The 24,568-nt window shown below is 34.3% G+C and carries 23 protein-coding genes; 17 read left to right on the top strand and 6 right to left on the bottom strand.

Annotated features, from left to right (window positions below; all coding sequences use genetic code 11):
• Positions 1-65 precede the first annotated feature (65 nt).
• Positions 66-1,520 carry an LptF/LptG family permease gene (locus P0Y62_04020; protein WEK70725.1) on the top strand — a complete coding sequence of 485 codons (1,455 nt, stop codon included), beginning with the start codon at positions 66-68 and terminating at the stop codon, positions 1,518-1,520.
• Positions 1,521-1,760: 240 nt separating this feature from the next.
• On the opposite strand, the gene P0Y62_04015 is transcribed toward P0Y62_04020, so the two are convergent.
• Complete coding sequence (locus P0Y62_04015) at positions 1,761-3,182, bottom strand: sugar MFS transporter (GenBank protein WEK70724.1); 1,422 nt, start codon at positions 3,180-3,182, stop codon at positions 1,761-1,763.
• 198 nt (positions 3,183-3,380) lie between these two features.
• Between P0Y62_04015 and P0Y62_04010 the strand changes: the two genes are divergently transcribed.
• Both P0Y62_04010 and P0Y62_04005 read left to right on the top strand, forming a co-directional pair.
• Positions 3,381-4,130, top strand: a complete 750-nt coding sequence (locus tag P0Y62_04010; protein WEK70723.1) for an NUDIX domain-containing protein — start codon at positions 3,381-3,383, stop codon at positions 4,128-4,130.
• Between the two features lie 146 nt (positions 4,131-4,276).
• Complete coding sequence (locus tag P0Y62_04005) at positions 4,277-5,368, top strand: DUF695 domain-containing protein (protein ID WEK70722.1); 1,092 nt, start codon at positions 4,277-4,279, stop codon at positions 5,366-5,368.
• A gap of 59 nt (positions 5,369-5,427) precedes the next feature.
• Here P0Y62_04005 and frr read toward each other — a convergent pair whose 3' ends face one another.
• The gene (gene frr, locus P0Y62_04000; protein WEK70721.1) at positions 5,428-5,982 is read right to left on the bottom strand and encodes a ribosome recycling factor; all 555 of its coding nucleotides are present in this window, start codon (positions 5,980-5,982) and stop codon (positions 5,428-5,430) included.
• A 122-nt stretch (positions 5,983-6,104) separates the two neighbouring features.
• Positions 6,105-6,812 (bottom strand): UMP kinase, encoded by a 708-nt coding sequence (gene pyrH, locus P0Y62_03995; protein WEK70720.1) that lies wholly within the window; start codon positions 6,810-6,812, stop codon positions 6,105-6,107.
• Between the two features lie 166 nt (positions 6,813-6,978).
• On the opposite strand from pyrH, the gene porQ reads away from it, so the two are divergent.
• From porQ to P0Y62_03970, 5 genes are all read left to right on the top strand, one after another.
• Positions 6,979-7,971, top strand: coding sequence for a type IX secretion system protein PorQ (porQ, locus tag P0Y62_03990; GenBank protein WEK70719.1), 993 nt, complete (start codon positions 6,979-6,981; stop codon positions 7,969-7,971).
• 95 nt (positions 7,972-8,066) lie between these two features.
• A complete protein-coding gene (cmk, locus tag P0Y62_03985) occupies positions 8,067-8,741 on the top strand; it encodes a (d)CMP kinase (GenBank protein WEK70718.1) in 675 nt (224 codons plus the stop codon).
• A 91-nt stretch (positions 8,742-8,832) separates the two neighbouring features.
• On the top strand, positions 8,833-9,183 hold the full coding sequence (locus tag P0Y62_03980) for a YtxH domain-containing protein (GenBank protein ID WEK70717.1): 351 nt from the start codon (positions 8,833-8,835) through the stop codon (positions 9,181-9,183).
• Between the two features lie 79 nt (positions 9,184-9,262).
• Positions 9,263-9,571, top strand: coding sequence for a phage holin family protein (locus P0Y62_03975; GenBank protein WEK70716.1), 309 nt, complete (start codon positions 9,263-9,265; stop codon positions 9,569-9,571).
• Between the two features lie 3 nt (positions 9,572-9,574).
• On the top strand, positions 9,575-10,072 hold the full coding sequence (locus P0Y62_03970; GenBank protein WEK70715.1) for a phosphoribosyl-ATP pyrophosphatase: 498 nt from the start codon (positions 9,575-9,577) through the stop codon (positions 10,070-10,072).
• 151 nt (positions 10,073-10,223) lie between these two features.
• On the opposite strand, the gene P0Y62_03965 is transcribed toward P0Y62_03970, so the two are convergent.
• A complete protein-coding gene (locus P0Y62_03965; GenBank protein ID WEK70714.1) occupies positions 10,224-10,952 on the bottom strand; it encodes an RNA methyltransferase in 729 nt (242 codons plus the stop codon).
• Here P0Y62_03965 and P0Y62_03960 point away from each other — a divergent pair.
• Positions 10,938-13,532: a BamA/TamA family outer membrane protein gene (locus P0Y62_03960; protein ID WEK70713.1), complete on the top strand. Its 2,595-nt coding sequence runs from the start codon at positions 10,938-10,940 to the stop codon at positions 13,530-13,532. The genes P0Y62_03965 and P0Y62_03960 overlap by 15 nt on opposite strands.
• Here P0Y62_03960 and P0Y62_03955 read toward each other — a convergent pair.
• On the bottom strand, positions 13,529-14,146 hold the full coding sequence (locus P0Y62_03955; protein ID WEK70712.1) for an ElyC/SanA/YdcF family protein: 618 nt from the start codon (positions 14,144-14,146) through the stop codon (positions 13,529-13,531). The genes P0Y62_03960 and P0Y62_03955 overlap by 4 nt on opposite strands.
• Positions 14,143-15,267, bottom strand: coding sequence for a ferredoxin--NADP reductase (locus tag P0Y62_03950; GenBank protein ID WEK70711.1), 1,125 nt, complete (start codon positions 15,265-15,267; stop codon positions 14,143-14,145). The genes P0Y62_03955 and P0Y62_03950 overlap by 4 nt, the downstream gene beginning before the upstream one ends.
• Before the next feature lie 33 nt (positions 15,268-15,300).
• On the opposite strand from P0Y62_03950, the gene P0Y62_03945 reads away from it, so the two are divergent.
• The 8 genes from P0Y62_03945 to P0Y62_03910 all read left to right on the top strand — a co-directional run bounded on the left by P0Y62_03945 (position 15,301) and on the right by P0Y62_03910 (position 24,553).
• Positions 15,301-15,855: a TlpA disulfide reductase family protein gene (locus tag P0Y62_03945; protein WEK70710.1), complete on the top strand. Its 555-nt coding sequence runs from the start codon at positions 15,301-15,303 to the stop codon at positions 15,853-15,855.
• A gap of 16 nt (positions 15,856-15,871) precedes the next feature.
• Positions 15,872-16,843: an iron ABC transporter permease gene (locus P0Y62_03940; GenBank protein WEK70709.1), complete on the top strand. Its 972-nt coding sequence runs from the start codon at positions 15,872-15,874 to the stop codon at positions 16,841-16,843.
• A gap of 223 nt (positions 16,844-17,066) precedes the next feature.
• On the top strand, positions 17,067-17,444 hold the full coding sequence (locus P0Y62_03935) for a GxxExxY protein (GenBank protein WEK70708.1): 378 nt from the start codon (positions 17,067-17,069) through the stop codon (positions 17,442-17,444).
• 97 nt (positions 17,445-17,541) lie between these two features.
• On the top strand, positions 17,542-18,465 hold the full coding sequence (locus P0Y62_03930; protein ID WEK70707.1) for an ABC transporter ATP-binding protein: 924 nt from the start codon (positions 17,542-17,544) through the stop codon (positions 18,463-18,465).
• 167 nt (positions 18,466-18,632) lie between these two features.
• Complete coding sequence (locus tag P0Y62_03925) at positions 18,633-19,079, top strand: MarR family transcriptional regulator (GenBank protein ID WEK70706.1); 447 nt, start codon at positions 18,633-18,635, stop codon at positions 19,077-19,079.
• A 65-nt stretch (positions 19,080-19,144) separates the two neighbouring features.
• Positions 19,145-21,538 (top strand): 3-hydroxyacyl-CoA dehydrogenase/enoyl-CoA hydratase family protein, encoded by a 2,394-nt coding sequence (locus P0Y62_03920; GenBank protein WEK70705.1) that lies wholly within the window; start codon positions 19,145-19,147, stop codon positions 21,536-21,538.
• Between the two features lie 24 nt (positions 21,539-21,562).
• Positions 21,563-22,744 carry an acetyl-CoA C-acyltransferase gene (locus tag P0Y62_03915; protein WEK70704.1) on the top strand — a complete coding sequence of 394 codons (1,182 nt, stop codon included), beginning with the start codon at positions 21,563-21,565 and terminating at the stop codon, positions 22,742-22,744.
• 21 nt (positions 22,745-22,765) lie between these two features.
• Entirely contained in the window at positions 22,766-24,553 is a 1,788-nt protein-coding gene (locus tag P0Y62_03910; protein WEK70703.1) for an acyl-CoA dehydrogenase family protein, read from the top strand.
• The last annotated feature ends 15 nt before the right edge of the window (positions 24,554-24,568 follow it).

Here is a 24,568-nt window from a genome sequence, read left to right as displayed (position 1 = left end):
TTAATATCTATAAAATATATAAGTCGCAAAGAACAACTTTGTGGCTTTTTTTTTAATTTTGGCAAATGTTTAAAATATTAGACCGCTATATCATAAAAACCTTTTTTGGTCCCTTTTTCTTTATTTTCAGTGTATTGTTTTTTATATTCATTGTCAATATTATCTGGGTGCAATTGGGGCAGTTTATGGGAAAAGGGCTTACTACTTTTCAAATCGTTAAGCTTCTGTTTTATCTCGGAGTAAGTGTTATCAGTATGGTATTACCGCTTACCATACTTTTGGCGAGTATCATGTCTTTTGGAGAATTTGGAGAACGCTATGAGCTTGCTGCCATGAAAGCGGCAGGAATTTCGCTAACCAGAGTAATGACGCCGCTTTTGGGAGTTGCCACAGTACTCGCAATTATGCTTTACTTCTTTTCCAATGACATTATCCCCGACTTTCAGAGGAAAGCAAAAAATATGCTTTTCAACATTGCCCAGACAAAACCGGCACTGAATTTCACTCCCGGTCAGTTTATTGATCAGCTTCCGGGATATATGGTGAAATTTGATAAAATTTATGGTGAAGACGGAAAAGATATAGAAGGTGTTTTTGTTCATAAAAAGGCAAGTACTTTCGAAAATCAGCAAACGATCGTCGCTAAAAAAGGAAAGTTTGTGACTCCCGCGAATAAAAACTTTCTGAAACTTGAATTGTATGATGGTTATGTAACTGAAGACAATTTTGCAGGTAAAGGAGAGAATGCAAGACTTAAGCAGCCTGATCAGGTTATTAAGTTTGATACCCTGGTTTCTCACTTTGATGTCAGCGAGCTTATCAATAAAGCGATTGAGGAAGAACAAATCACGGATGATTACCGTTTTCAGACGTACAGTGAGCTTAATAAAACGATTCAGAAAAGTAAAAAAGATAATTCATCTTACTTTAATACCGTAAATGGAGATGTTCTGAACCAGGTGAATTCTGTGGTAACCTACATGGATAAAAGCAAGTCTAAAATTGCAGCGAAGCAACAGATAAAGCTGGATACTGTAAAAGCAGAGAAAAGACTGGAAATGATCTCTAATGCTTATACCAGAATAGATAATTTAAAAGCTACTTTAGAAACTAAAAACAGTGAAATAAATCCGAGTATAAAATATTTTAGCAAAGTGGTCATGTATCAGCAGAGAATTGTGACCTACTCTTTTACTTGTGTTATATTCTTTTTGATTGGGGCGAGTTTAGGATCTATTATCAGAAAAGGTGGGATGGGATTGCCTGTAATTATAGCTATTGTTATTTTTATTATTTTCTACATTATCAATGTTGGAATGGAAAACATAGCCTGGGCAGGAAAAATGAATCCTTATCTGGCTTCCTGGCTTCCGAATATGGTTTTGTTCCCTTTTGGAGTCTGGATGACTTATAAAGCCCTTACCGATTCTCAGCTTTTTGATGCTGAAAAATATAAATCTCTTCTGAAACCTATTACGAAAAGGTTCTCAAAAAGTAAAGAACATAAAAGATATCAATAATTTAAAATCCGGGTTTTCCGGATTTTTTTATTTGTGAACAATTGACAATAGACTGAATTTGTATGATCAAAGCTTTGCTTTTTTATTAGGATTCATTCTTTTCATATGATTAGAAAATTAACTGAACTTTTCTACTTCAAAATAAAACGCTAAATAAGATGATCAAAAATAAATCTTAATACAGTATTTAAATAAAAAAACCTGCTTACAAGCAGGTTTTTTATAATATATAAAATAATCTTAGTGTCCGGATTTTGTATTGGCATCGTGATGGACATGACTTAAATATTTGGTACAGTACGCACCAAAAATTAGGATCACGAGATAACAGAAAACAGGAATGATAAAAGAGTGTTGCACTCCAAAATGATCAGCAAGATATCCCTGGAAAATAGGAACGATTGCTCCCCCTAAAATCGCCATTACAACTAGTGAAGAACCCTGACTGGTATATTTTCCTAATCCTGAAATAGCTAAGGTGTAAATATTCGAGAACATAATAGAGTTGAAAATACCAATTCCTAAAATACTGTACATAGCAAGTTCTCCGTGATTCAGCATTGCAGAGATAAGGAGAACTACATTTACAGCTGCAAAGATTGATAGTGTTCTTGCAGGCGCTGCTTTTCCAATAAAGAAAGCAATAAAATTAAGAACGATAAATACTAAGAAGAAACTTATTTGTGCAAACGTTAAGTTTACAATACTGAAAATAACAAGGAAAACCAAAGTGGCTGCACCCAGCATATAAATAGCTTTCTTTGCCTGACTAATAGATTGATTTAACGAAATTGCCCCTAAGAATCGACCAATCATCGCTCCGCCCCAATAAAGAGAAAGGTAGTTTTTACTTACAACTTCATTAAGGTTCATCACCTGAGGCTGTTCCAAAAAGCTGATGATAAAACTTCCTACCGCTACTTCTCCACCAACATAACAAAACATGGCAAAAACTCCGAATTTAAGGTGAGCGAACTGGAAAGCTCCAAAACCTTTTTCAATTTCGTCCTCTGCAGTCTGGAAAGAAGGAAGCTTCACTCTTGAAATCAATAAAGCCACCAAAAGTAAAATTGCTGCAAAAATTAAATAAGGAATTCTAGTTGCTACAGCACTGAAGGATCCATCTGCGGCTGAGAAAAATTCAAAAATCAAATGTCCGCCCAAAACAGGAGCAATAGTGGTACCGAATGCATTGAATGCCTGTGTCATATTCAATCTGCTGGATGCAGATTCTTCTGATCCTAAAAGAGAAACGTAGGCATTGGCTGTAATCTGTAAAACAGTAAATCCTAATCCCAATACAAACAAAGCTCCCAAAAATAATCCATAAGAAGAAAAAGTAGCTGCAGGATAAAATAAAATACATCCTAAAGCCGCCAGAAAAATCCCGAAAAGAATTCCTTTCTTATAGCCTACTTTGTTGATGGGATCCCCGCTCGAAGTGGAGATCAGGAAATAAATTAATGAACCTATAAAATAAGCTCCGAAGAAACAAAACTGAACCAGCATAGATTCAAAAAAAGTCAGTTTGAAAAGCTGTTTCAGATAAGGAATAAGGATATCATTCATACAAGTAATGAAACCCCACATAAAAAATAAAAGCGTAATGGTAATAAGAGGAACGGTATAGTTCCTGCTTTTGGTTTTTACTTCATTCGTCATAATCATTCATTTAAAATAAAAAGAGCTTAAAGGTAATTCCTTTTTATTTGATTTTAAACTTTTAAATCCCAAACTTTTTATTAAATGTGCATATAATTTGTGAGAAAAAAATAAATTTCACTAAACTAGGAAGTAGAATTAGACTGATCTCGGAAATTAAATTTAACTTTGTGTTTCAGATTATACCAGTATTGTAGTATGGATTCTAAACAACAATTTTTAGATAAATCTTTAGAAGCGAAAGAAATATTCCTGCCCCATTTATCAACAGATCCTGTGATCTTTGGGTTTGATAATAATGAACTGAAAGTTTTGCTTCTTAAAATGAACTATAGAAAGCAATGGATGCTTCCCGGAGGTTATATTCGTAAAGATGAAGATTTGGATGAAGGCATTGTAAGGCTTTTGAAAGAAAGAGCTGGTGTAACAGTGTCCTACCTTGAAGAATTTGGTGTTTTTGGGAAAAAGAACCGAAGCGAGTTTTACTTTGAAGATTTTGATGAAACGTTGTTCCAAAAACAAAGATTTATTACCATTGGTTTTTATGCGCTTTATAATGCCACTGCGCTCCATCCTGTAGCCGATGAAATGAGTGAAACCTGCGAATGGATTTATTTAAGTGAACTGTCTGGAATAGAATTGGCAATGGATCATCGTGAAATCATTGAAAAGGCTTTGCTTACTTTAAGAGAAAAAATATCTATTAAACCCATCGGATATAATCTTCTACCCGAAAAATTTACTTTACCTGAACTGCAAAAATTATATGAAGCCATACTAGGAAAAGAATTAAACAGAGGAAATTTTTACAGAAAAATCAAAAATCTCGGGATTCTGAGAAAACTCGATGAACAACGTCGTGGAGGAGCCTATAAATCTCCTGATTTATATAGCTTTGATGAAGAAAATTATAAGAAAGCCTTAGAAAATGGACTTAATAGCTGGTAAATAGAACTCATATGTGATGGGGCGTTAAAAATTTCAATAAAAAAACATTAAAAACATTAAAAACATTTAAAAATTTAATTTAATTAAGGATATTTTTAGAAACTTCTTTCTTAATTTTGTATTAATACAAATAGATACACAAATAGATGAAGTTTTTACGTAGAATGTTCCCTTCTAAGTACGAAAATATTGTTACTCACCAAGATTTTTGGGATTGGTTTACGACCTACCAGAAAAAACTCTGGAAAACAGTACATAACGGAGAAAAGATAGAAGAATTTTTTTTTGATACAATGATGTCAAAGCTGAATCAGATTAAAGACGGAATTTATTTTCTTACAGGAATGTATGACAGCCAGACTGCAGAACTGATTTTAACTGCTGATACGAATATTAAAAATATTGTCTTTGTCGAAGATCTTATAAAATCAGCTCCTGATATTAATAATTGGAGATTTACAGCATTAAAACCCGAAGTTGATGTTTCCAAATTCCAGATAAAAATAGAAAATCACACCTTTACTACAGAGAATCTGTTTTTTTATGCCACTCGGGATGACAATTATCCCGACGAAATAGATCTTACAATAGTATATGATAAATTCAACGAAGCAGAAAAAAATGTAATCATAAACGGAGTATATATCTATCTTAATAATCTTCTGGGCGAATTATCTTCGGCAACGATGATTGATCATTTGCAGATAAAAGGAAATAGTCTGGAGAATGTAGAACTTATTCCGATTGATAAGCTGAAAGATTATCTGACATGGAGAGAAAGTGAGTTCGAACAAAAATATCAGCATAAAAGATATTCTGCTCAAAAAGACAGTTGGGGAAGTTTTGAAGCAGCTCTCAGCAATGGAAAACCATATTTTGCAATCGCCAATACCACTGTTTTGGAGTGGGATGATAAAGCCTCCCATCCTTGGGTTTTGAAGATAGAGATCCGCTATGAAGGAAAAGACAATCGCGGATTGCCAAATCCCGAAGATATGAATCTAATGAATGCCTTTGAAGAAGAACTGAATACTATTCTTATTGATACAAAAGGTTACTTGAATATAGGTAGAGAGACAGCTGATAGCCTGAGAGAAATTTTCTTTGCATGCAGAGAATTTAGAGAGTCCTCCAGGATTACTCATGAAATTATCACCAAATATTCAGATAAATTAAAAATTGAATATCATATCTATAAAGATAAATACTGGCAGACTTTTGACAGGTTCAAATATTAGCAAAATAAAAAGAGGCTTTCAATCGAAAACCTCTTTTATTTTATATTCTTGTCAGAAAGTTATACTTTCATGATGTCAGCTTCTTTCGCTTTCAAATGCTCATCACACAGTTTAACATATTTGTCGGTAAGCACCTGGATTTCGGCTTCCACTCCTTTTACAACATCTTCGGAAACACCATCAAGTTTTTTAAGTTCTTTTAAACCATCTTGTCTTGCATTTCTGATTACAATTTTAGTGTTTTCAGTCTCCACTTTAGCCTGTTTTGCCAAATCCCTTCTTCTTTCCTCCGTTAATGGCGGTACATTCAGGATAATATTGATTCCGTTATTGGAAGGTGCAAAACCTAAGTTTGAATTAATGATTGCTTTTTCAATATCATTAATGGCTTTTGCATCCCAAGGTTGAATAGAAATCGTCATGGCATCTGGTACAGAAACGTTAGCAACCTGGTTGATTGGAGTCATTGCTCCGTAATATTCTACCATCACATCCTGAACCATAGTTGTAGAAGCACGGCCTGCTCTAATTCTTTGAAATGCATGATCCAAATGCTTTACTGCTGCATCCATGTCCTGTTGTACAGATTCTAATATAAGATCTAATTCTTCCATTATATAATAAAAATTTGATAAATTACACATTTAATGAGATTCAGGTTAAAAGTTTAATTTACTTACAAACTTTATAACCTCCGTTCTACTTAGCTCTTTTTACTTTTACCTGGCTCTTTATTTTAGAGATCAACTAAAGTACCCACATTTTCTCCGTCAACAATTCTTTCCAAATTACCATCTTTATTCATATCGAATACAATAATTGGCAATTTATTTTCGTGGCTTAAAGTAAATGCTGTCATATCCATTACTTTAAGATTCTTAGCATAAACTTCGTCGAAAGATAATGAATTATATTTTACGGCGTTTTCATTTTTTTCAGGATCGCTGTCGTAGATTCCGTCTACCCTTGTTCCTTTTAAAATTACATCTGCCCCAATTTCGATCGCTCTTAATGTGGCTGCGGTATCTGTTGTGAAATACGGGTTACCTGTTCCCGCTCCAAAAATGACTACTCTACCTTTTTCAAGATGTCTTACAGCTCTTCTTTTGATGAAAGGTTCAGCTACTTTATCCATTTCAATAGCAGACTGAAGTCTTGTTTTTATTCCCGCGTCTTCCAATGCACCTTGTAGAGCCATTCCGTTGATCACTGTGGCAAGCATTCCCATATAATCTCCCTGTACTCTGTCCATCCCTTTCGCAGCTCCGGCTACTCCGCGGAAAATATTTCCTCCTCCAATTACAATAGCAATTTCACACCCTTTATCTACCACTTTTTTAATCTCCGAAGCATATTCCTGTAGCCTTTCGTTGTCAATACCATATTGTCTGTTTCCCATTAAGGCTTCACCACTAAGTTTTAGAAGGATTCTTTTATATTTCATCTTTTATTTTTAAGAGTTTATTTTACAATCAAATTCTTTTAAATTTGATGCTGCAAATATAATCATTAAAAATATTGCAAAAAGAAAAATATTTAGGCGTAAATAATGTTCTAAATATTTTGATACGTACGAAAAAGAATTATTTTTGCATTAATTATAAATTGAATTGAAGAAAATTATCATTTTTTCATTATTTCTGTCAGGAATTGTTTCTTTTGCACAAACAGGAACAAATGTTTATCCATTCTTAAATATTCCTGTATCTGCTAGACAAGCAGCTTTAGGAGGAGATGCAATTACGATAAGAGATTATGATGTTTCCTTTGCAATCGCAAATCCGGCATTATTAAATAAAGATTCAGACCAGCAACTTTCCGTGAACGGAGCAGCTTATCTAGCCGATTCAAAATATGGGACCATTGCCTACGCTAAAGATTTTGAAAATGGTCACATGGCTACGATCAATGCCCGTTATATGAGTTATGGAAATATTCCAAGAACAGACGAAAGCGGTTTTGAAAACGGTCAGTTTTCAGCTTCGGATGTTGCAATCGGAGCAGGATATGCTTATCAGTTTGAAGAAGACTGGACGATTGGAGGTGGGCTAAACTTTATCACTTCAAAAATTGATAATTATACGTCTTCTGCTATTTCAGGAACTGCAGGAATTACATATCATAACAAAAAAAGCAAAGAAACTGTCTCTGCGGTGGCAAGAAATTTCGGCTATCAGTTCAAATCATTTAATGGGACAAGAGAAAATCTTCCCTTCAGAATAGATTTAGGATACACAAGGATTTTGAAGACGATTCCTTTGGCGGTTACCATTACTGCTCATGACATCCAGCAGTTTGATATCTCTTCTCAGTATAATATAGACGGACAGGAAGTGAATATCGGAAGAAAAATTGCCGATCACTTTTCTATCGGAGCTGAACTCTTCCCGGAAAAAAGCTTCAATATAAGATTAGGGTATAATGTGAAAAGAGGAAACGAATTGGCTGTTGCCGATCAAAGAAACTTTTCAGGTCTTTCGGGTGGTTTCGGAATTAAGCTTTCAAGATTCAGAATAGATTACGCTCATGTAAGATATCACAACTCTTCTAATGTCAATCAGATAGGAATCTCTGTAGACCTTACAAGCCATGCCGGATATTAATCAGCATTCGAAATTTTAAATATAAATACGATGAAACCCTGAGAAAATCTCTCAGGGTTTCTTGCTTTTTAAGAAAATTTCTTGAAATTTGCAGTATGAAAAAACCTGTAATTGCAATTGATGGGTACTCATCTACCGGAAAAAGTTCAATATCTAAAGTTATTGCTGAAAGGCTTGGATTGATTCACTTAGATACAGGCGCCCTTTACAGAGGAGTAACCTGGTTTGCTCTTCAGAATTGCCTTAATGAAGATGGAACGATCAATTTGGATGAATTATTTTCTTCATTTGACCAGATTGAACTGGAATTTAAAAATGTGGGAACAGAACTTGTTCTTTTTCTTAATCATATTGATATTTCTAAGCCTATTAGAACCAATGAAGTTTCAGATAATGTAAGCATGGTTGCCAAACAGAAAGAAGTGAGAGATTTTTTATTGCAATCGCAACGTTCTCTGGCTGAAAAAGGCGGAATTATCATGGATGGAAGAGATATAGGAACGGTGGTTCTTCCCGATGCAGATTACAAATTTTTTCTTACGGCAAGTATAGAGGAGAGAACTAAAAGAAGATATCAGGAACTGATAGGATTAGGAATACCGGCCGAGGAACAGCAGGTAAAAGAAAATCTGATCGAACGTGACAGAATAGACAGTGAAAGGGAAATTGCGCCATTAAGGCAGGCCGATGATGCTATTGTCATAGATAACAGCCTTTTGACCAAGGAACAGACTATAGAGAGTATATTAGCCTATATTCAGAAGATTTAACAATTTTTAATAGCCTTTTTCCGCTTTTGGTATATTAATTGTAATTATTTTTATCGAAAACTAATTTTATTAACTATTAAAAAAACAAGAAATGTCTAGAAAAGGAAACAATACAGCTGGAATTTTAGCAGGACTTCTTGCAGGAGCTGCTGCAGGGGTTATTTTAGGAATGCTTTATGCTCCGGAAGAAGGAAAAGAAACAAGAAAGAAAATTAAAAATAAAGCGAATGATCTTAAAGATCAGGCTAAAAATAAGTACGGAGAAGTTTCTGAAAAGGTAAAAGATCAGTATGGCAGTATCTCGTCTACCTTTAAAGAAACGGCAAGCAGCGTGGCTCATACAGTAAAGGATGGCTATGATAAATACAAAGATCAAATTGTTGCTAAAACTACAGATGTTGTAAAAGATGTAGAAGCAGAATTGAATGATCTGAAATCATAAATAATTTATTTTTTGAGTAAATTATAAGAAGGAACTTTGTGAACTAAAGTTCCTTTTTTTGTAACTTTAAACAAAAACAATGATAGAAACTATTAAAGAATATGCGTCGAAGAGGATAGATCTGCTGAAACTGGAAGCCACGGAAAAGTCTTCGCTTTCTGCGGGTATTATTACTTATCTTGTTATCATGCTGGTTGCTTTTGCATTTTTCATTATTCTTTTTAATTTTGGAATTGCATTTCTTATAGGAAAGGCACTGGATAATACTTCTTACGGTTTTTTAATTGTTGCTGCATTTTATTTCGTTATTATGATTTTCATTGTAGCTTTCAAACAAAAAATAGTATATTCTGTAGCAGATAAGGTAATAAAATTTTTAAATCATTAGACCATGAGTGCAAAATATGAGAGCATACAGGAGTTAAGAATCAAGAAAAAATTATTAAAAAATGAAATTAATGATTTGGAAGGACTATTAACTTTTAAAAATACAAAAGAAAGTTTAAGCGCATTTACCAACGGACTTACAGACCAATATCTGCAGGAGAAAGTAGATGAAGATGGAGATGAAAAGATTGTTTTAAGAAAAGATGTAATTGCCAAACAGCTTGCCACTGAAGTGAAAGATGTATTTATGAATAAAAATACAGCGTTAGGAATTGCGACTTCTGCATTTAAAGGAAACGCTTTGGATAGTGTGGTAAAACTGGGAGTAACCGCTCTTGTAGGAAACTATGCAAAAAAGAATATGGGGAGTTCTAATTGGAAGAAAAAACTGATCGGTGCTGCATTAATTTATATTGCTCCTATTGCATTAAAAATGGTAAGAAAAAAACTGGAAGAATATCAAAAAAATAAAAGTGTTTCAAGCCTGGAACAACTTATATAAATTAAAAACCGCTCAAAAAGCGGTTTTTTTATTGCTTTATTTTAATATTGGAGATGCTTAGATTTCCGTCAGTATAACATTTCTAATACTTTCTGTTTTGTGGCTGTGATTTTTTACAGTGTCATGGTGAGCGAAGGCGAAGCATCTAAATTTATTTAGAAAACAATTGACCTAAAATAATTCCTGCTGCCATAGAAACATTCAGGCTTTCTGTAGATTGAGATTTTCCGAATCTAGGGATGGTAATGTTTTTCTGAAGTAATTTTTCAGTTTCAGAGCGCATTCCGTTTCCTTCATTACCTAAAATTAAATTTAAATTTTCAGGCCTTTCAAATGTATAAAGGTTCTCTCCTATCATATCCGTTCCTACGTTGATATTTTTCGTATTGGAAAGATATTCTGTTAGACGAGTATAAAGAACATTCACTCTTGTAAATGATCCCATGGTTGCCTGAATTACTTTAGGATTATAAAAATCTACCGTATCTTCACTGCAGACGATCTGTTCTATTCCAAACCAGTCTGCCAAACGGATAATAGTTCCTAAATTCCCAGGATCCTGGATACCATCCAAAACAAGCTGAATTTTTTTGTCTTCAATTTCAGTTGGCTCTTCATTTAACCAGCAAACGGCAACAGAATCTTTAGGATTCATAAGAAAGCTGATCTTTTTTAATTCATTTTCAGAGACATGAGTAACAGGTACATTACTGTGGTCCAGTTTTTGTGGATCGGTAGAGAATATTTCTTTAATTTTAAAGTTAGAATTGAAGAGTTCTCGAATGGTTTTATTACCTTCAACCAAAAACAAATTGTATTTTTGTCTGAACTTCTTTTTATCTAAAGACTGTAAAATTTTTATTGTATGAGCTGTAAGCATTTTATGAATTCTCCTCAAAAATATTATAAAATTATATCATTTGCAACATTTGTGGGGTTGCTTTATGCTTGTAGTACCACCAAAAAAGTTCCGGACGGAGAATATTTGCTTACTAAGAATTCATTGGAGTTTGAAGATGGAAAACAGCCTTTTGACAGTGAATTAAAAGGATATGTGCAGCAAAAGCCGAATAAAAAACAGTTTCTTTTTATGCCCTTAAGTTTATGGCTTTATAATGCTGCTGATCCTAAATATGACGAGTTCTTTAATGAATATATGAGTTATCCCAATGAAATGAGAAATCAAAAGCTCAGAGATTCTCTTTTCTTGAAATATGATATGAAAAGCAGTCTTGGGAAAAGCTTATTTTGGGATAGACTATATCATAACTGGGGATCTGCACCTGTAATTTTAGATCCTACAAAAACTGAAAAAGGAGCAGAATCTATTGAAAACAGAATGGGTTACAGAGGATATTGGGATGCCAAAGTGAACTTTAAAAATGTGACAGATTCCACTTCCAAAAAAGCCCAGACCATCTATTATATTAAGCATAATGATCCGACGTTCATCAAAGAATATTACTATAATATTCCGGATCCGGGAATAAAAGCAAATTATCAGCTCAATATAAACAAAAGTCTTATCAGATCCGGACAAATCCTTGATCAGACTATATTGGAAAAAGAGGTAAATAGAATTAATGAACTAATGAGAAGCCAAGGATATTACAAATTTAATGCTTTCGGAGAAGAAGTCGGCTTTGTAGCAGACTCTTTGAAGAGCACTAAAAATGTGCCTTTGACTTTAGAAATCCATAAAGATTCTGTAAACACGCCTTATAAAATTGCTACCATAGGAAACGTAGATGTAGCAATCGTAGACAGAATGAGTGATTTTCCCAAGAATACAAAAAAAGACAGTTTACGAAGAATAAGGTTTCATAAAATAAACGAGCAGTATAAAACTCCTGCATTATGGAGATCCATTATTGTAAGTCCGAAGTCTATTTATGATCAGAAGCAGCTTGATGTAACCAAAAGGAATATCCTGTCAATGAATAACTTCAGTATTCTGAAGGCAAAGGATTCTTTAAGACGTGGTGGCGGAACTGCTCCAAATGATAGTATAGTTGATGTTCTTTATGTTTTAAAACCGCTTGATAAATACGATATTAAAGTGGCTACAGACGTGAATTATTCACCGCTCTTAAATTTTGGAGTTGCACCATCGGTAGATTTAACGACCCGAAATGTTTTTGGAGGTGCAGAAAACCTATCGACGAGTGTTGCAGGGACTTTTGGGTCAATTAAAAACCCTAAAAATTTGGATAAAAGGATTCTGGCGTACGAGTTAACAGCACAGGTAGCGCTTAATTTCCCTAGATTATTAGTTCCTTTTAATTATTATAAACTGATTCCCAAACGTTACACTCCTACTACTTCCATTCTTTTAGGATCATCTATTCAAAATAATATAGGACTGGGTAGAATCAACTTTAATACCGGACTTAATTTTGCGGCCAATGTGAATGACAGGATTACCCATAAACTAACATTATTTAATCTGCAACTGAGTTTAACAAAAAATAAAAGTGCTTACTATGATTACTTTGTGAATGATGCTATAATCAGAGAAGAAGTTTTTAAGGATTACTTTTTATTTGATCCCGCTACAAAGCTAGATTATGATAATGGATTACTTTCAGGAGATGATGTATCGGGGATTATTATTAATAATAATGACTATAAAAACAGCCTCAGTACACAGCAGGCAAATAATCTGAGCAGTTTCCATCAGTCTTTAATTAATAAAGACAGGCAGACACAGGATGTGATTATTTCTTCAATGATCTACAATTTTATTTATAATGAAATTGGAAAAAAAGATTATGAAAACCCTTTCTATTTTAATGGTAAAGTAGAATTTGCAGGTAATATTCCAAGTCTTTTTAATCAAAGAAGAGAAGAAAGCGGTATCGTGGCATCCAATCCGCAACGTACTATATTTGGAGTTGCATACTCACAGTTTGTGAAATTTGATTTTGATATAAGAAAATACTTTAAGTTTGGAGAGCAAACTTTAGTTCTGAGACAATTCATGGGAATAGGAATTCCTTATGGAAACTCTTCTTCAATGCCGGTGATTCGTTCATATATTAATGGAGGACCAAATGATATCAGAGCTTGGACTGTCTTCGGAGGTTTAGGACCTGCAAATTCTCAGGTAGATGAAAAAGTACGTACATATGTAATGGATAACCTGAAGCTGACTACCAATATAGAATATCGGGTTCCTTTTAATGATATGTATGAAGGAGCTGTTTTTACCGATATTGGTAACATCTGGAGTTTAAGGGATAATGGATTTAATGATCAGTTTAAATTCAATAAATTTTTAAGTCAGGTTGGTGTAGGAAGCGGTGTCGGAATAAGACTAAATATCGCTTATATCAAGCTGCGTTTTGACTTTGCCTACAAAATCTACGATCCGAACAAACCTCAGGGAGAAAAATGGCGATTTAAAGAATTCAATCCTTTGAAACCTACCTTTAATATAGGTTTCGGTTATCCTTTCTAATCTGGGGAAATTCCTAAAATATAATATACTACAGCGGCCGTTCGGGCAAAGACTTCTCTGAACTGGTTTCTGTAGTAGCTTTCCGGCTTGTTCACATCCTGAGCATCAAATCCTAATGCATTCATATTATTATTCCTTGCAAAAAACAACGCGCGGAGATTATGAAAGCCTTGTGATACGATGATCACATGCTTACCTTTATATACGTTCTTGCAACGTAAAATACTTTTGTAGGTGTTGAATCCCTTAGGATCTTCGATAATAATTTCTTCAGGAACTCCCTCTTCGTATACCAGATAATTTTTCATCGCCGCAGGTTCATTGTATCCTTTGCTTTTTTCCCCGCTTACAATTATTTTCTTTATTTTACCATGATGATAAAGCAAAGCAGCTGCGTCCATTCTTTTTGTAAAATAAGGATTGGAAACTCCTGATCTCATTTTAGGTGAAGTTCCCAGCACAAGAGCAATTTCTCTTGGAGGTATTTTGGAGATTTTGGTATATGTTCTTCCGTTGGTAAGCGCAAAAACCCAGGCATTCGCCAAGATAATCAATAAAACGCTCAGCTCTATTGATGATAAAATAAGTCTAAATATGTTTTTTAGAATTCTCAACTAAGATCAAAGTTAAGTTTTATTTTTTTACTTTTAGCAATAGACATACAAGCTAAAATATGCCCCTTCTCCTCTTCTTTTTCTGTTAAATATTCGTTTTCAAGCAGCTCAACCTCTCCTTCTTCCAAAATGCATTCACAGCTTCCGCAGATTCCTGATTTACATGAATAAGGTACAGGAAATTTCTGAATAAGCAATTGTTGGAGAATTTTTTCTTTGTTGGTCGGAAGTTCAGCTTTATAGTCTTGTCCTAGTATTTTGAATTCCATTTCTACATTTTCAATGAGTGGGAATTCTTTTTCAACAGGATAAATATCATCATTAAACTCTTCAAAAAGTTCAAAATGAATGTTTTTTTTCGGAATTCCGTGATGGTAACAGGCATTGGCTAAGGTTTTAATCATTTCTCCTTTTCCACAAATCAAAACATCATCCACCGCATCCCAAATCGTCGATTCTTCATCTGTATCATCTAAATGTAGAATTTGATTGATAATTAAAGCTAATTTTTTTTCATCCAGCCTTCCATAGAACAAACTATTAGACGTTTTTTCCCGGGAAAAAAAATAGAAGATCTGTAGCCTGTCTCCACAAGTTCTTGCAAGATTATCCAATTGCTCTCTGTAGATTAAATCTTGTGAACTTTTATTTCCAAAAAATAAAAACAGTCTTGTTCTGGGTTCGTTATGAAGAATATTCTTAAAATGACTTAAAATGGGAGTAATTCCTATTCCTGCAGCAAAACCGACAATTGTTCTGAATTCACTGGGTTTAGAAACCAGTGTAAACCTGCCGCTCGGTTCGCTCACCAGCAATTCATCCCCTACATTATAATTTTTAAATAATTGAGAAGTTGCTCCATCTGGAGAATTTACTTTTATCCCCAAAGAAATTTTTTTCTCATAAGGTGCTGAAGTCATTGAATAATCATTAATCACATCTTCACCGTGAGATTTGAACTTTAAGCTTACGAACTGCCCTGCTTCAAACTTAAAATTTGATTTTAAATTCTCAGGAATCTCAAACTCCAGAGAAAAAGTATTTTTGGTCAGTTCTACCTTTTTCGCTATTTTTAACCAATGAAACTGTGTCAGTTTCCCCTTATAGATTTGTTGTTCCATACTTCAATATCAAAAATAGATAAAAAATAATTTATGAAGAAGATAATTTTATCCACGCTTGTTGTATTTGCTCTTGCAAGTTGCAAAAAAGAAAGCCAGAAAAATGATGAAACTACTGTTGTGGCAGATTCTATTTCATCTCCAGAACCAACTTCTGTGGCTGCTCCGTTGAAAATGCTTACACTGGATAAAGTTTCAGAATATTTAAATAAAAAAAACGACACCTTATATGTAACCAATTTTTTTGCTACATGGTGTGGTCCTTGTATAAAAGAAATACCGCATTTTAAAAATAAAATAGAGGAACTAAAAGGAAAACCGGTAAAAATTACTTTTATAAGCCTGGATCAGAAAGAAGCATGGAATGCCGAAGTTCCCCGTTTTGTAGCAGAACAGGGAATTCAGAATCATACGTTTATTGTAGACGGACAGCTTATGGATGGGAATTTCTTCAAAAATAATTTCAAGCAGTGGACTGGAAATGCTATTCCTTTTACATTCATGAGAAAAGGTGATAAGACTGATGAAACATTAGGTATGATCAGTGAAGAACAATTAAACGAGAAAATCAATTCTTTCTTAAAATAAACTTTAGACTCTTAGAATGTCGTACAAGTTTAAAATCCTGTGTTTAGTTTTAATAATCGCAATTTTTCTGACTGCTATTATCAATCTGAACACAGGATTTTTAAGTTTACATCTTCATGATTTTTTTCAGGATTCAGCCAATAGCCAAATTGCGGAAATTCGTGTAAACCGTGTATTGGTAATGATTTTAGCTGGAATCTCAATTCCGACTTCTGGCTTTCTGATGCAGGAATACTTCCAGAATCCTTTAGCAGGACCGGATATTCTTGGAATCACTTCAGTAGCAAGTTTATCTGTCGCTTTTTATATTTTTTTTTCACATGACATTCTTATTCCTGAATTTCTTCAAAACAGCTTTTTAAGTTTAGCCGCAATTGCAGGGAGCTTATTATTAATGTTGGTGTTATTATCAATGTCCAATAAGTTTCAGGATAAATCATATTTAATCATTTTTGGATTTCTGGTTTCAGCTTTTGCAGGTGCTATTGTTTCCCTGCTTCAGTTCTATGCGGAAAATCAAAGTCTAAAAAACTATATTTTATGGTCTTTCGGAGCTAATAATATGGTTTCAAGAAATCAGATTTATGTATTATCTGTTTTAATTTTACTGGGTCTATTTATTTGTTTTAAAAGCATAAAACCACTAATTGGAAATTCATTAGGGAATTCATATGCGCAAAGCTTAGGAGTCAATTTAAATCAGCTGAAAATATTGATTATTGTTGCTTCTTCAGTGCTTTCAGCTTCTGTTACGGCTTTTTTAGGACCTATTTTATTCATAGGAATTATTGTTCCGCATTTTTGCAGATTAATTTATAATCCTGCAAAACTTTGGCAGCAATGGATTTTAAATATGTTTTTAGGAATGCTCATCATGTTATTCTTTTCAATAATAGCAGAAAAAACACAGATTCCTTTAAATGTAATAAGCTCTGTTTTCGGAATTCCTGTAATTTTGATGATGCTTTTGAAACAAAATAACATTTGATTTTTAGTTAATCGCAAAGGCGCTAAGTTTATTTTGCAAAAATAATGTTTTTAAGGCGCAAGGATTTTATCTATGATAAAATTTAAACCTGCATATTTGTAAAGTTAGCACATCGCTTGCTGAAAATCTTCGATTTTCTTGCGCCTTAAAAAGGGTTGAAAATTAGAAATCTTTGCGCCTTTGCGATTAGCAAAAAAAACAATAAATAAAGAACACAATACAAATGACAGAAAATGAACTTTCAAAAGTAGTTTTTGAAATAGGATTAAAAATACACAAGAAACTTGGTGCCGGATTATTTGAACATGTTTATGAAGAATGTATGTTTTATGAATTGACAAAGGCCGGGCTTTTCGTAGAAAAACAAAAACTTCTTCCAATTATCTATGAAGAATTGAAAATTGAAAATGCGTTCAGATTAGACTTGATTGTTGAGAATAAACTAATCTTGGAAATCAAAACTGTTGAATATATTAATCCCACTCATAAAGCTCAACTTTTGACTTATCTGAAAATGACAAATTGTAAATTAGGATTACTTTTAAATTTTCAATCTGATGTTTTTAAAAGCGGTTTAACAAGAATTGTCAACTTTTTGTAAATAAGCATAACAAAAATTTGACTTTGTCAAATTCCTTGCGCCTTAAAACATTATTTTTGTAAAAGAAACTTAGCGTCTCTGCGAAAAACCAATAAAAATGCACCTACAAATTCACCAGGCAAATATCGGCTACAATAAAAACCTAATTTCAAATGCAAATGCTTATTTGAATTTAGGAGAAGTATGCTTATTGATCGGTAATAATGGTGTCGGAAAAACAACTTTAATCAAATCGATTTTACATCAGATCCCGCTTTTGAGCGGAGAGATTTCTATTCATCATAAAAATGTAAAGAATCTTTCGGTGAAAGAAATTGCAGAACATATTGCAGTCGTTTTTTCAAAGTCTGTTGTTCCGCAGAATTATACGGTTGAAGACCTTATTTCGCTGGGGAAATATATTTATTATCCTTTTTATTTTGAGCTTAAAAAAGAAGATCGTGAAGAAGTTTTCCATATTATAGAGCAACTTGATTTAGTACAATATAAAGATACCTCGCTTAAAAATCTTTCAGACGGAAATCTCCAGAAAGCTTTTATTGGAAGAGCTTTAACGCAGCACTCTCCTGTTATTATTCTTGATGAGCCTACAACACATTTAGACGAGAAAAATAAAATCATTATTTTAAAAACACTTCGGAAATTAGCACAGGAACAAAATAAGCTTATTCTTTTTTCTTCCCACGACTGGCGTTTGGCGAAGGAGTTTGCAGATAAAATCTGGTATGTTAAAGACCATCATTTATATTCCGGAATTGTTGAGGATGTTTTGCTGCAACATGAGGAACTCACCAATGCTTCCTTATTTCAAATTAACGATCAGTTTGTGGCTCCAAAAATCACAGCTCCCAATTTTTATAAAGAAATGCTGTATTCTTTGCTTCAAAAAAACTTCCAAAAAGATCTTTCTGCCCTACATTTTGAATTTGAGAACAACTTTTGGTTAATTTCTACTGATTCTTCAAAGTATCAATGTGAATCTTTTGAAGAAATCGTTAATTTAGTGAAAACCATTTACTAATCCTCTTTTTTCTTTGTATATTCCATATGTTATGCATGCATAGTATTATGCTTGTCATATCAATTAACCTGTTTATTTTCAGTGTATTAACAAATTTTAACGTTAATAAATATTATGCATGCATAATATTTGCTAAATTTGGGTAAAACCATTACAAAAAAATATTGATGGATAATAAGGATAAAATAGAAAACGTAGACTTAATTTTAAAACAGACATGGTTAGCTGTTTCTAAAATGTACACAGAATTGGCTCAGGAGCATGATTCTACGGCAGTACAAGCCCTTACTCTTCTTAAAATTGATCCTAAAGAAGGAACAAGAAGTACGAATCTAGGTCCTAAAATGGCTATTGAGCCCACCTCTTTGACAAGGATTATCAAACTGTTGGAAGATAACGGATATATCTATAAGGAAAAAACAACCACTGATAAACGTGAAGTAATCATTAAGCTTACGGATAAAGGTCTTAATTCCAGAAATATGTCTAAAGAAGTTGTGGTCAATTTCAACAAAAGAGTGATGGAAAAGATTCCTCCTGAAAAGCTGGATATATTCAAAGAAGTGATGTGTGAAATCATGAAAATAGCCACAGACTTAAACAACAGAAAATAAATTTTGCGTTATGTCATTCTCTTAGAATGATGGAAAAATTAAAACAATTACAAATAATAAATCAAATGAAAAGAAGAATCAAACACGTTACAGTTCTTGGTTCAGGGATTATGGGAAGCGGTATTGCAGCTCACTTTGCCAATATTGGTGTAGAAGTTTCGCTTTTGGATATCGTTCCTTTTGAATTAACTGAAGCAGAACAGAAGAAAGGTTTGACCAAAGAGGATAAAGCGGTAAGGAACAGAATCGCTTCTGAAAACTTTGAAAAACTTAAAAAGGCAAGTCCGGCTCTACTCTATTCTCCGAAATTCGCAGATAGAATCAAGGTTGGAAACTTTGATGATGATTTACCAAAAATAAAAAATACAGACTGGATTATTGAAGTGGTCGTAGAGAGACTTGATATTAAAAAATCAGTTTACGAAAAGATCGAACAGTTCAGAAAGCCAGGAACATTGATTTCTTCCAATACATCGGGAATTCCTATTCACTTATTAACAGAAGGAAGGAGTGATGATTTCAAACATTATTTTGCAGGGACACACTTCTTTAATCCTGTAAGATATCTTCCTCTTTTAGAGATTATTCCAACAAATGATACAGCTCCGGAAATTATAGATTTCTATATGAATTACGGAGCGAAATTCTTAGGAAAAACAACGGTTTTAGCAAAAGATACGCCTGCATTTATTGCCAACAGAATCGGAGTATTTTCAATGATGGATTTGCTTCATAATGTTCAGAAATTGGGTTTAACGGTTTCTGAAGTTGATAAATTAACAGGTCCGGTTATCGGACGTCCAAAATCTGCGACATTCAGAACTGCGGATGTTGTTGGTCTGGATACTTTGGTGATGGTAGCAAATGGAGTTCGTCAAAGTGGCGCTGAAGCGAATGATTTCAACAATGTTTTTGCACTACCTGATTACATCCAGAAAATGGTTGACAATAAATGGTTAGGTTCAAAAACGGAACAGGGTTTCTATAAAAAAGTGAAAAATGCAGAGGGAAAATCTGAAATTCATGGATTAAATCTTGATACGTTAGAATATGAACTTCAAGGTAAATCTTCTTTCCCTACTTTAGAATTAACCAAAAATATCGACAAACCGATCGACAGATTTAAAGTATTGATTGGTGGAAAAGATAAAGCCGGAGAACTTTACAGAAAGTCTTTAGGTGCATTATTCGCTTATGTTTCTCATAAAGTACCTGAAATTTCTGATGAAGTTTACAAAATCGATGATGCCATGAGAGCTGGTTTCGGTTGGGAAAACGGTCCGTTTGAAATTTGGGATGCTGTTGGCGTTCAAAAAGGTATTGAATTAGCAACAGAAGCAGGTTATCAGGTTTCTGACTGGGTTAAAAACGTGGAAACTTTCTACAAAGTAAATGATGAAGGACAAAGTATTTATGTAGATAAAAACTCAGGAGAATACAACAAAATTCCTGGGCAGGATGCTTTCATTATTTTAGATAATATCAGAAAAAACAAAACGCTTTGGAGCAATTCTGGTGCTGCAATCGAAGATTTAGGCGACGGAATTATCAATTTTGAAATCCGTTCTAAAATGAACTCTTTGGGAGGTGAAGTATTAGATGGATTAAACAGAGCTATTGATTTAGCTGAAAAAGAATATGACGGTTTAGTAATCGGAAATCAGGGTGCAAATTTCTCTGTGGGAGCCAATTTAGCAATGATTTTAATGATGGCGATCGAACAGGATTGGGATGATTTGAACATGGCAATCGCTTACTTCCAAAAATCTATGATGAGAGTTCGTTACTCCTCTATTCCAGTAGTTGTTGCTCCTCACGGAATGACGCTTGGTGGTGGTTGTGAAATGACAATGCATGCCGACAGAGTGGTTGCCGCAGCAGAAACTTACATCGGATTGGTTGAAACCGGAGTTGGGGTAATTCCTGGTGGTGGTGGAACAAAAGAACTGACTTTAAGAACGTCAAGAGAATTCCATAACGATGATGTTAAAAATAACAGACTTCGTGATGCTTTCATGAATATCGCAATGGGTAAGGTAGCAACTTCAGCTTACGAAGCTTATGATATGGGAATCCTTGAAAAAGGAAAAGATATCGTTTCAGTAAGCAAAAACAGACAGATTGCAGAAGCTAAAAAAGTTGCAAAATTATTGGCAGAACAAGGTTATACTCAGCCAATCGAACAAAGAGTAAAAGTTTTAGGTAAAGATGCATTAGGAATGTTCTATGTAGGAACCGACCAAATGTTAACAGGGAACTTCATCTCTGCACACGATAAGAAAATTGCAGATAAATTGGCCAATGTTATGGTGGGAGGAAATCTTTCTGAACCAACCGTCGTTACTGAGCAATATCTATTGAATCTTGAAAGAGAGACCTTTTTACAGCTTTGTGGGGAAAGAAAAACTTTGGAGAGAATTCAGTATATGTTGCAAAACGGAAAGCCACTTAGAAATTAATCATCTAATAATTAAGAATTAAAAATGTCAAAACAAGCATATATAGTAAAAGGATTTAGAACAGCGGTAGGAAAAGCTCCTAAAGGCTCCCTTCGTTTTACTCGTCCCGATGTAATGGCGGCAACCGTGATTGAAAAATTAATGGCTGAACTTCCGCAATTAGATAAAAACAGAATCGATGACCTTATTGTAGGAAACGCAATGCCGGAAGCTGAACAAGGCTTAAATGTAGCTCGTTTAATTTCCTTAATGGGTTTAAATACCGACAAAGTTCCCGGAGTTACCGTAAATAGATATTGTGCATCCGGAAGTGAGGCGATTGCTATTGCTTCTGCAAAAATTCAGGCGGGAATGGCTGATTGTATTATTGCTGGAGGAACAGAATCCATGTCTTATATTCCGATGGGTGGTTACAAGCCGGTTCCGGAAACGGATATTGCGAAAACAAATCCTGATTATTACTGGGGAATGGGTTACACTGCGGAAGAAGTTGCAAAACAATATAATATAACAAGAGAAGAACAGGATCAGTTTGCTTTTGAATCTCACATGAAAGCTTTAAAAGCTAATCAGGAAGGTAGATTTGCTAACCAGATTGTTCCGATTCCTGTTGAATATAATTTCCTTGATGAAAACCAGAAACTGCAGACTAAAAAGTTTGATTTCTCTGTAGATGAGGGGCCAAGAGCAGATACTTCTTTGGCTGGTTTGGCTAAATTAAGACCCGTTTTTGCAAACGGAGGAAGTGTAACAGCCGGAAACTCCTCTCAAATGAGTGACGGAGCAGCTTTTGTAATGGTAATGAGTGAAGAAATGGTGAAAGAATTAGGACTTGAACCAGAAGCAAGACTAGTAGCTTATGCAGCTGCCGGATTGGAGCCAAGAATTATGGGAATGGGACCGATTTATGCCATTCCAAAAGCTCTAAAACAGGCTGGTTTAGAATTGAAAGATATTGAACTGATCGAATTAAATGAGGCATTTGCATCACAATCTGTTGCTATAAAAAAAGAATTAGGCTTAAATCCTGATATTTTGAATGTCAACGGAGGAGCAATCGCTTTAGGTCACCCTCTTGGATGTACAGGAACAAAATTAACCGTCCAGTTACTTGACGAAATGAGAAAACGCGGAAACAAATACGGAATGGTTTCTATGTGTGTTGGAACAGGGCAAGGAGCGGCTTCAATCTTCGAATTATTATAACTAAAAAAAATACAAAATATAATGACAACACTTAATAAAACACTGAAAGGAGGTGAGTTTTTAATAAAAGAAATTCAAGCTGAAGAAATCTTTTCTTTGGAAGAACTTTCTGAAGAACAAAAAATGCTTCGTGATTCTGCGAAAGAATTTATAGATAGAGAAGTTATTCCTCAGCACGATCGTTTTGAGAAAAAAGATTATGCCTTAACGGAAGAAAAAATGCGCCAGTTAGGTGAAATGGGATTGTTAGGAATCACCGTTCCTGAAGAATATGGAGGTCTTGGAATGGGATTCGTTAGTACGATGTTGGCTTGCGATTATGTTTCAGGAGGAAACGGATCATTAGCAACAGCTTACGGAGCACATACGGGAATCGGAACACTTCCTACTTTACTTTATGGAAGTGAAGAATTGAAAAAGAAATATCTTCCGGATTTAGCTACCGGAACAAAATTCGGAGCATATTGTTTGACTGAACCGGACGCAGGTTCTGATGCTAATTCTGGAAAAACAAGGGCAAGATTGTCTGAAGATGGAAAACATTATATCATCAACGGACAAAAAATGTGGATTTCCAATGCAGGTTTTGCAGATACTTTCACTTTGTTTGCAAAAATTGATGATGATAAAAACATTACGGGTTTTGTTATCAACCGTTCTGAATTAGAAGACCCAAACAGTTTATCATTTGGTGAAGAAGAGCACAAATTGGGGATACGTTCGTCTTCAACACGTCAGGTTTTCTTTAATGATATGAAAGTTCCTGTTGAAAATATGTTAGGGGAAAGAAACAACGGTTTCAAAATCGCTTTGAATGCGTTAAATGTTGGTAGAATCAAGTTAGCGGCGGCTAATCTTGACGGACAGAGAAGAATTTTAAATCACTCTATTCAATATTCAAATGAAAGAAAGCAGTTTGGAGTATCAATCTCAACTTTTGGGGCGATCAGAAAGAAAATTGCTGAAATGTCAACCGGCGTTTTCGTAAGTGAGGCAGGTTCTTATCGTTTAGCAAAAAATGTTGAAGATAAAATTGCAGAATTGGTTGCAGGAGGAATGGATCATCAACAAGCTGAATTAAAAGGTGTTGAAGAATTCGCAGTAGAAGCTTCAATCCTGAAAGTTTTTGTTTCAGACCTTACTCAAAATACTGCAGACGAAGGAATCCAAATCTATGGTGGAATGGGATTCTCAGAAGATACTCCGATGGAATCTGCATGGAGAGATGCCAGAATCGGTAGAATTTATGAAGGTACGAACGAAATCAACAGATTGTTGGCTGTTGGAATGTTGATCAAGAGAGCGATGAAAGGAGAATTAGACTTATTATCTCCGGCAATGGCGATCAGCAAAGAATTGATGGGAATTCCATCATTTGAAGTTCCTGATTACTCTGCATTCATGAGCGAAGAAAAAGCGATTATTGCGAATCTTAAGAAAGTATTCTTAATGGTTTCCGGAGCTGCTCTTCAAAAATATATGATGGATATTGAAAAACAGCAACATTTATTACTGAATGCTTCTGAAATTCTTAACCAAATTTACATGGCAGAATCTGCTGTATTAAGAGCTGAAAAACATTTCTCTCCTGATTCTGTGGAAGCGGCAATGGCTCAATTAAACCTTTATAAAGCCGTTGAGAAAATCATCGTGGCTGCTAAAGAAGGAATTGTTTCTTTCGCAGAAGGTGATGAACAAAGAATGATGCTTTCCGGATTGAGAAGATTTACAAAATATACCAATCATCCGAATGTAGTGGCATTAACAGAAAAAGTTGCTGCTCATTATATTGAGAAAGGAGCTTACTAGTCTTTTAATATATAA

Origin of the sequence: Candidatus Chryseobacterium colombiense (assembly GCA_029203185.1) — a bacterium.
In the GTDB taxonomy this organism is placed as follows: domain Bacteria; phylum Bacteroidota; class Bacteroidia; order Flavobacteriales; family Weeksellaceae; genus Chryseobacterium; species Chryseobacterium colombiense.
This window is presented reverse-complemented; position numbering and strand designations above follow the sequence as displayed.

What these genes read in the sequence shown, in the direction of transcription:
- P0Y62_04020 (WEK70725.1), top strand. Translation starts at nt 66, where the DNA reads ATGTTTAAAATATTAGACCGCTATATCATAAAAACCTTTTTTGGTCCC.
- P0Y62_04015 (WEK70724.1), bottom strand. Translation starts at nt 3,182, where the DNA reads ATGACGAATGAAGTAAAAACCAAAAGCAGGAACTATACCGTTCCTCTT.
- P0Y62_04010 (WEK70723.1), top strand. Translation starts at nt 3,381, where the DNA reads ATGGATTCTAAACAACAATTTTTAGATAAATCTTTAGAAGCGAAAGAA.
- P0Y62_04005 (WEK70722.1), top strand. Translation starts at nt 4,277, where the DNA reads ATGAAGTTTTTACGTAGAATGTTCCCTTCTAAGTACGAAAATATTGTT.
- frr (WEK70721.1), bottom strand. Translation starts at nt 5,982, where the DNA reads ATGGAAGAATTAGATCTTATATTAGAATCTGTACAACAGGACATGGAT.
- pyrH (WEK70720.1), bottom strand. Translation starts at nt 6,812, where the DNA reads ATGAAATATAAAAGAATCCTTCTAAAACTTAGTGGTGAAGCCTTAATG.
- cmk (WEK70718.1), top strand. Translation starts at nt 8,067, where the DNA reads ATGAAAAAACCTGTAATTGCAATTGATGGGTACTCATCTACCGGAAAA.
- P0Y62_03980 (WEK70717.1), top strand. Translation starts at nt 8,833, where the DNA reads ATGTCTAGAAAAGGAAACAATACAGCTGGAATTTTAGCAGGACTTCTT.
- P0Y62_03975 (WEK70716.1), top strand. Translation starts at nt 9,263, where the DNA reads ATGATAGAAACTATTAAAGAATATGCGTCGAAGAGGATAGATCTGCTG.
- P0Y62_03970 (WEK70715.1), top strand. Translation starts at nt 9,575, where the DNA reads ATGAGTGCAAAATATGAGAGCATACAGGAGTTAAGAATCAAGAAAAAA.
- P0Y62_03960 (WEK70713.1), top strand. Translation starts at nt 10,938, where the DNA reads ATGAGCTGTAAGCATTTTATGAATTCTCCTCAAAAATATTATAAAATT.
- P0Y62_03965 (WEK70714.1), bottom strand. Translation starts at nt 10,952, where the DNA reads ATGCTTACAGCTCATACAATAAAAATTTTACAGTCTTTAGATAAAAAG.
- P0Y62_03950 (WEK70711.1), bottom strand. Translation starts at nt 15,267, where the DNA reads ATGGAACAACAAATCTATAAGGGGAAACTGACACAGTTTCATTGGTTA.
- P0Y62_03945 (WEK70710.1), top strand. Translation starts at nt 15,301, where the DNA reads ATGAAGAAGATAATTTTATCCACGCTTGTTGTATTTGCTCTTGCAAGT.
- P0Y62_03940 (WEK70709.1), top strand. Translation starts at nt 15,872, where the DNA reads ATGTCGTACAAGTTTAAAATCCTGTGTTTAGTTTTAATAATCGCAATT.
- P0Y62_03935 (WEK70708.1), top strand. Translation starts at nt 17,067, where the DNA reads ATGACAGAAAATGAACTTTCAAAAGTAGTTTTTGAAATAGGATTAAAA.
- P0Y62_03930 (WEK70707.1), top strand. Translation starts at nt 17,542, where the DNA reads ATGCACCTACAAATTCACCAGGCAAATATCGGCTACAATAAAAACCTA.
- P0Y62_03925 (WEK70706.1), top strand. Translation starts at nt 18,633, where the DNA reads ATGGATAATAAGGATAAAATAGAAAACGTAGACTTAATTTTAAAACAG.
- P0Y62_03920 (WEK70705.1), top strand. Translation starts at nt 19,145, where the DNA reads ATGAAAAGAAGAATCAAACACGTTACAGTTCTTGGTTCAGGGATTATG.
- P0Y62_03915 (WEK70704.1), top strand. Translation starts at nt 21,563, where the DNA reads ATGTCAAAACAAGCATATATAGTAAAAGGATTTAGAACAGCGGTAGGA.
- P0Y62_03910 (WEK70703.1), top strand. Translation starts at nt 22,766, where the DNA reads ATGACAACACTTAATAAAACACTGAAAGGAGGTGAGTTTTTAATAAAA.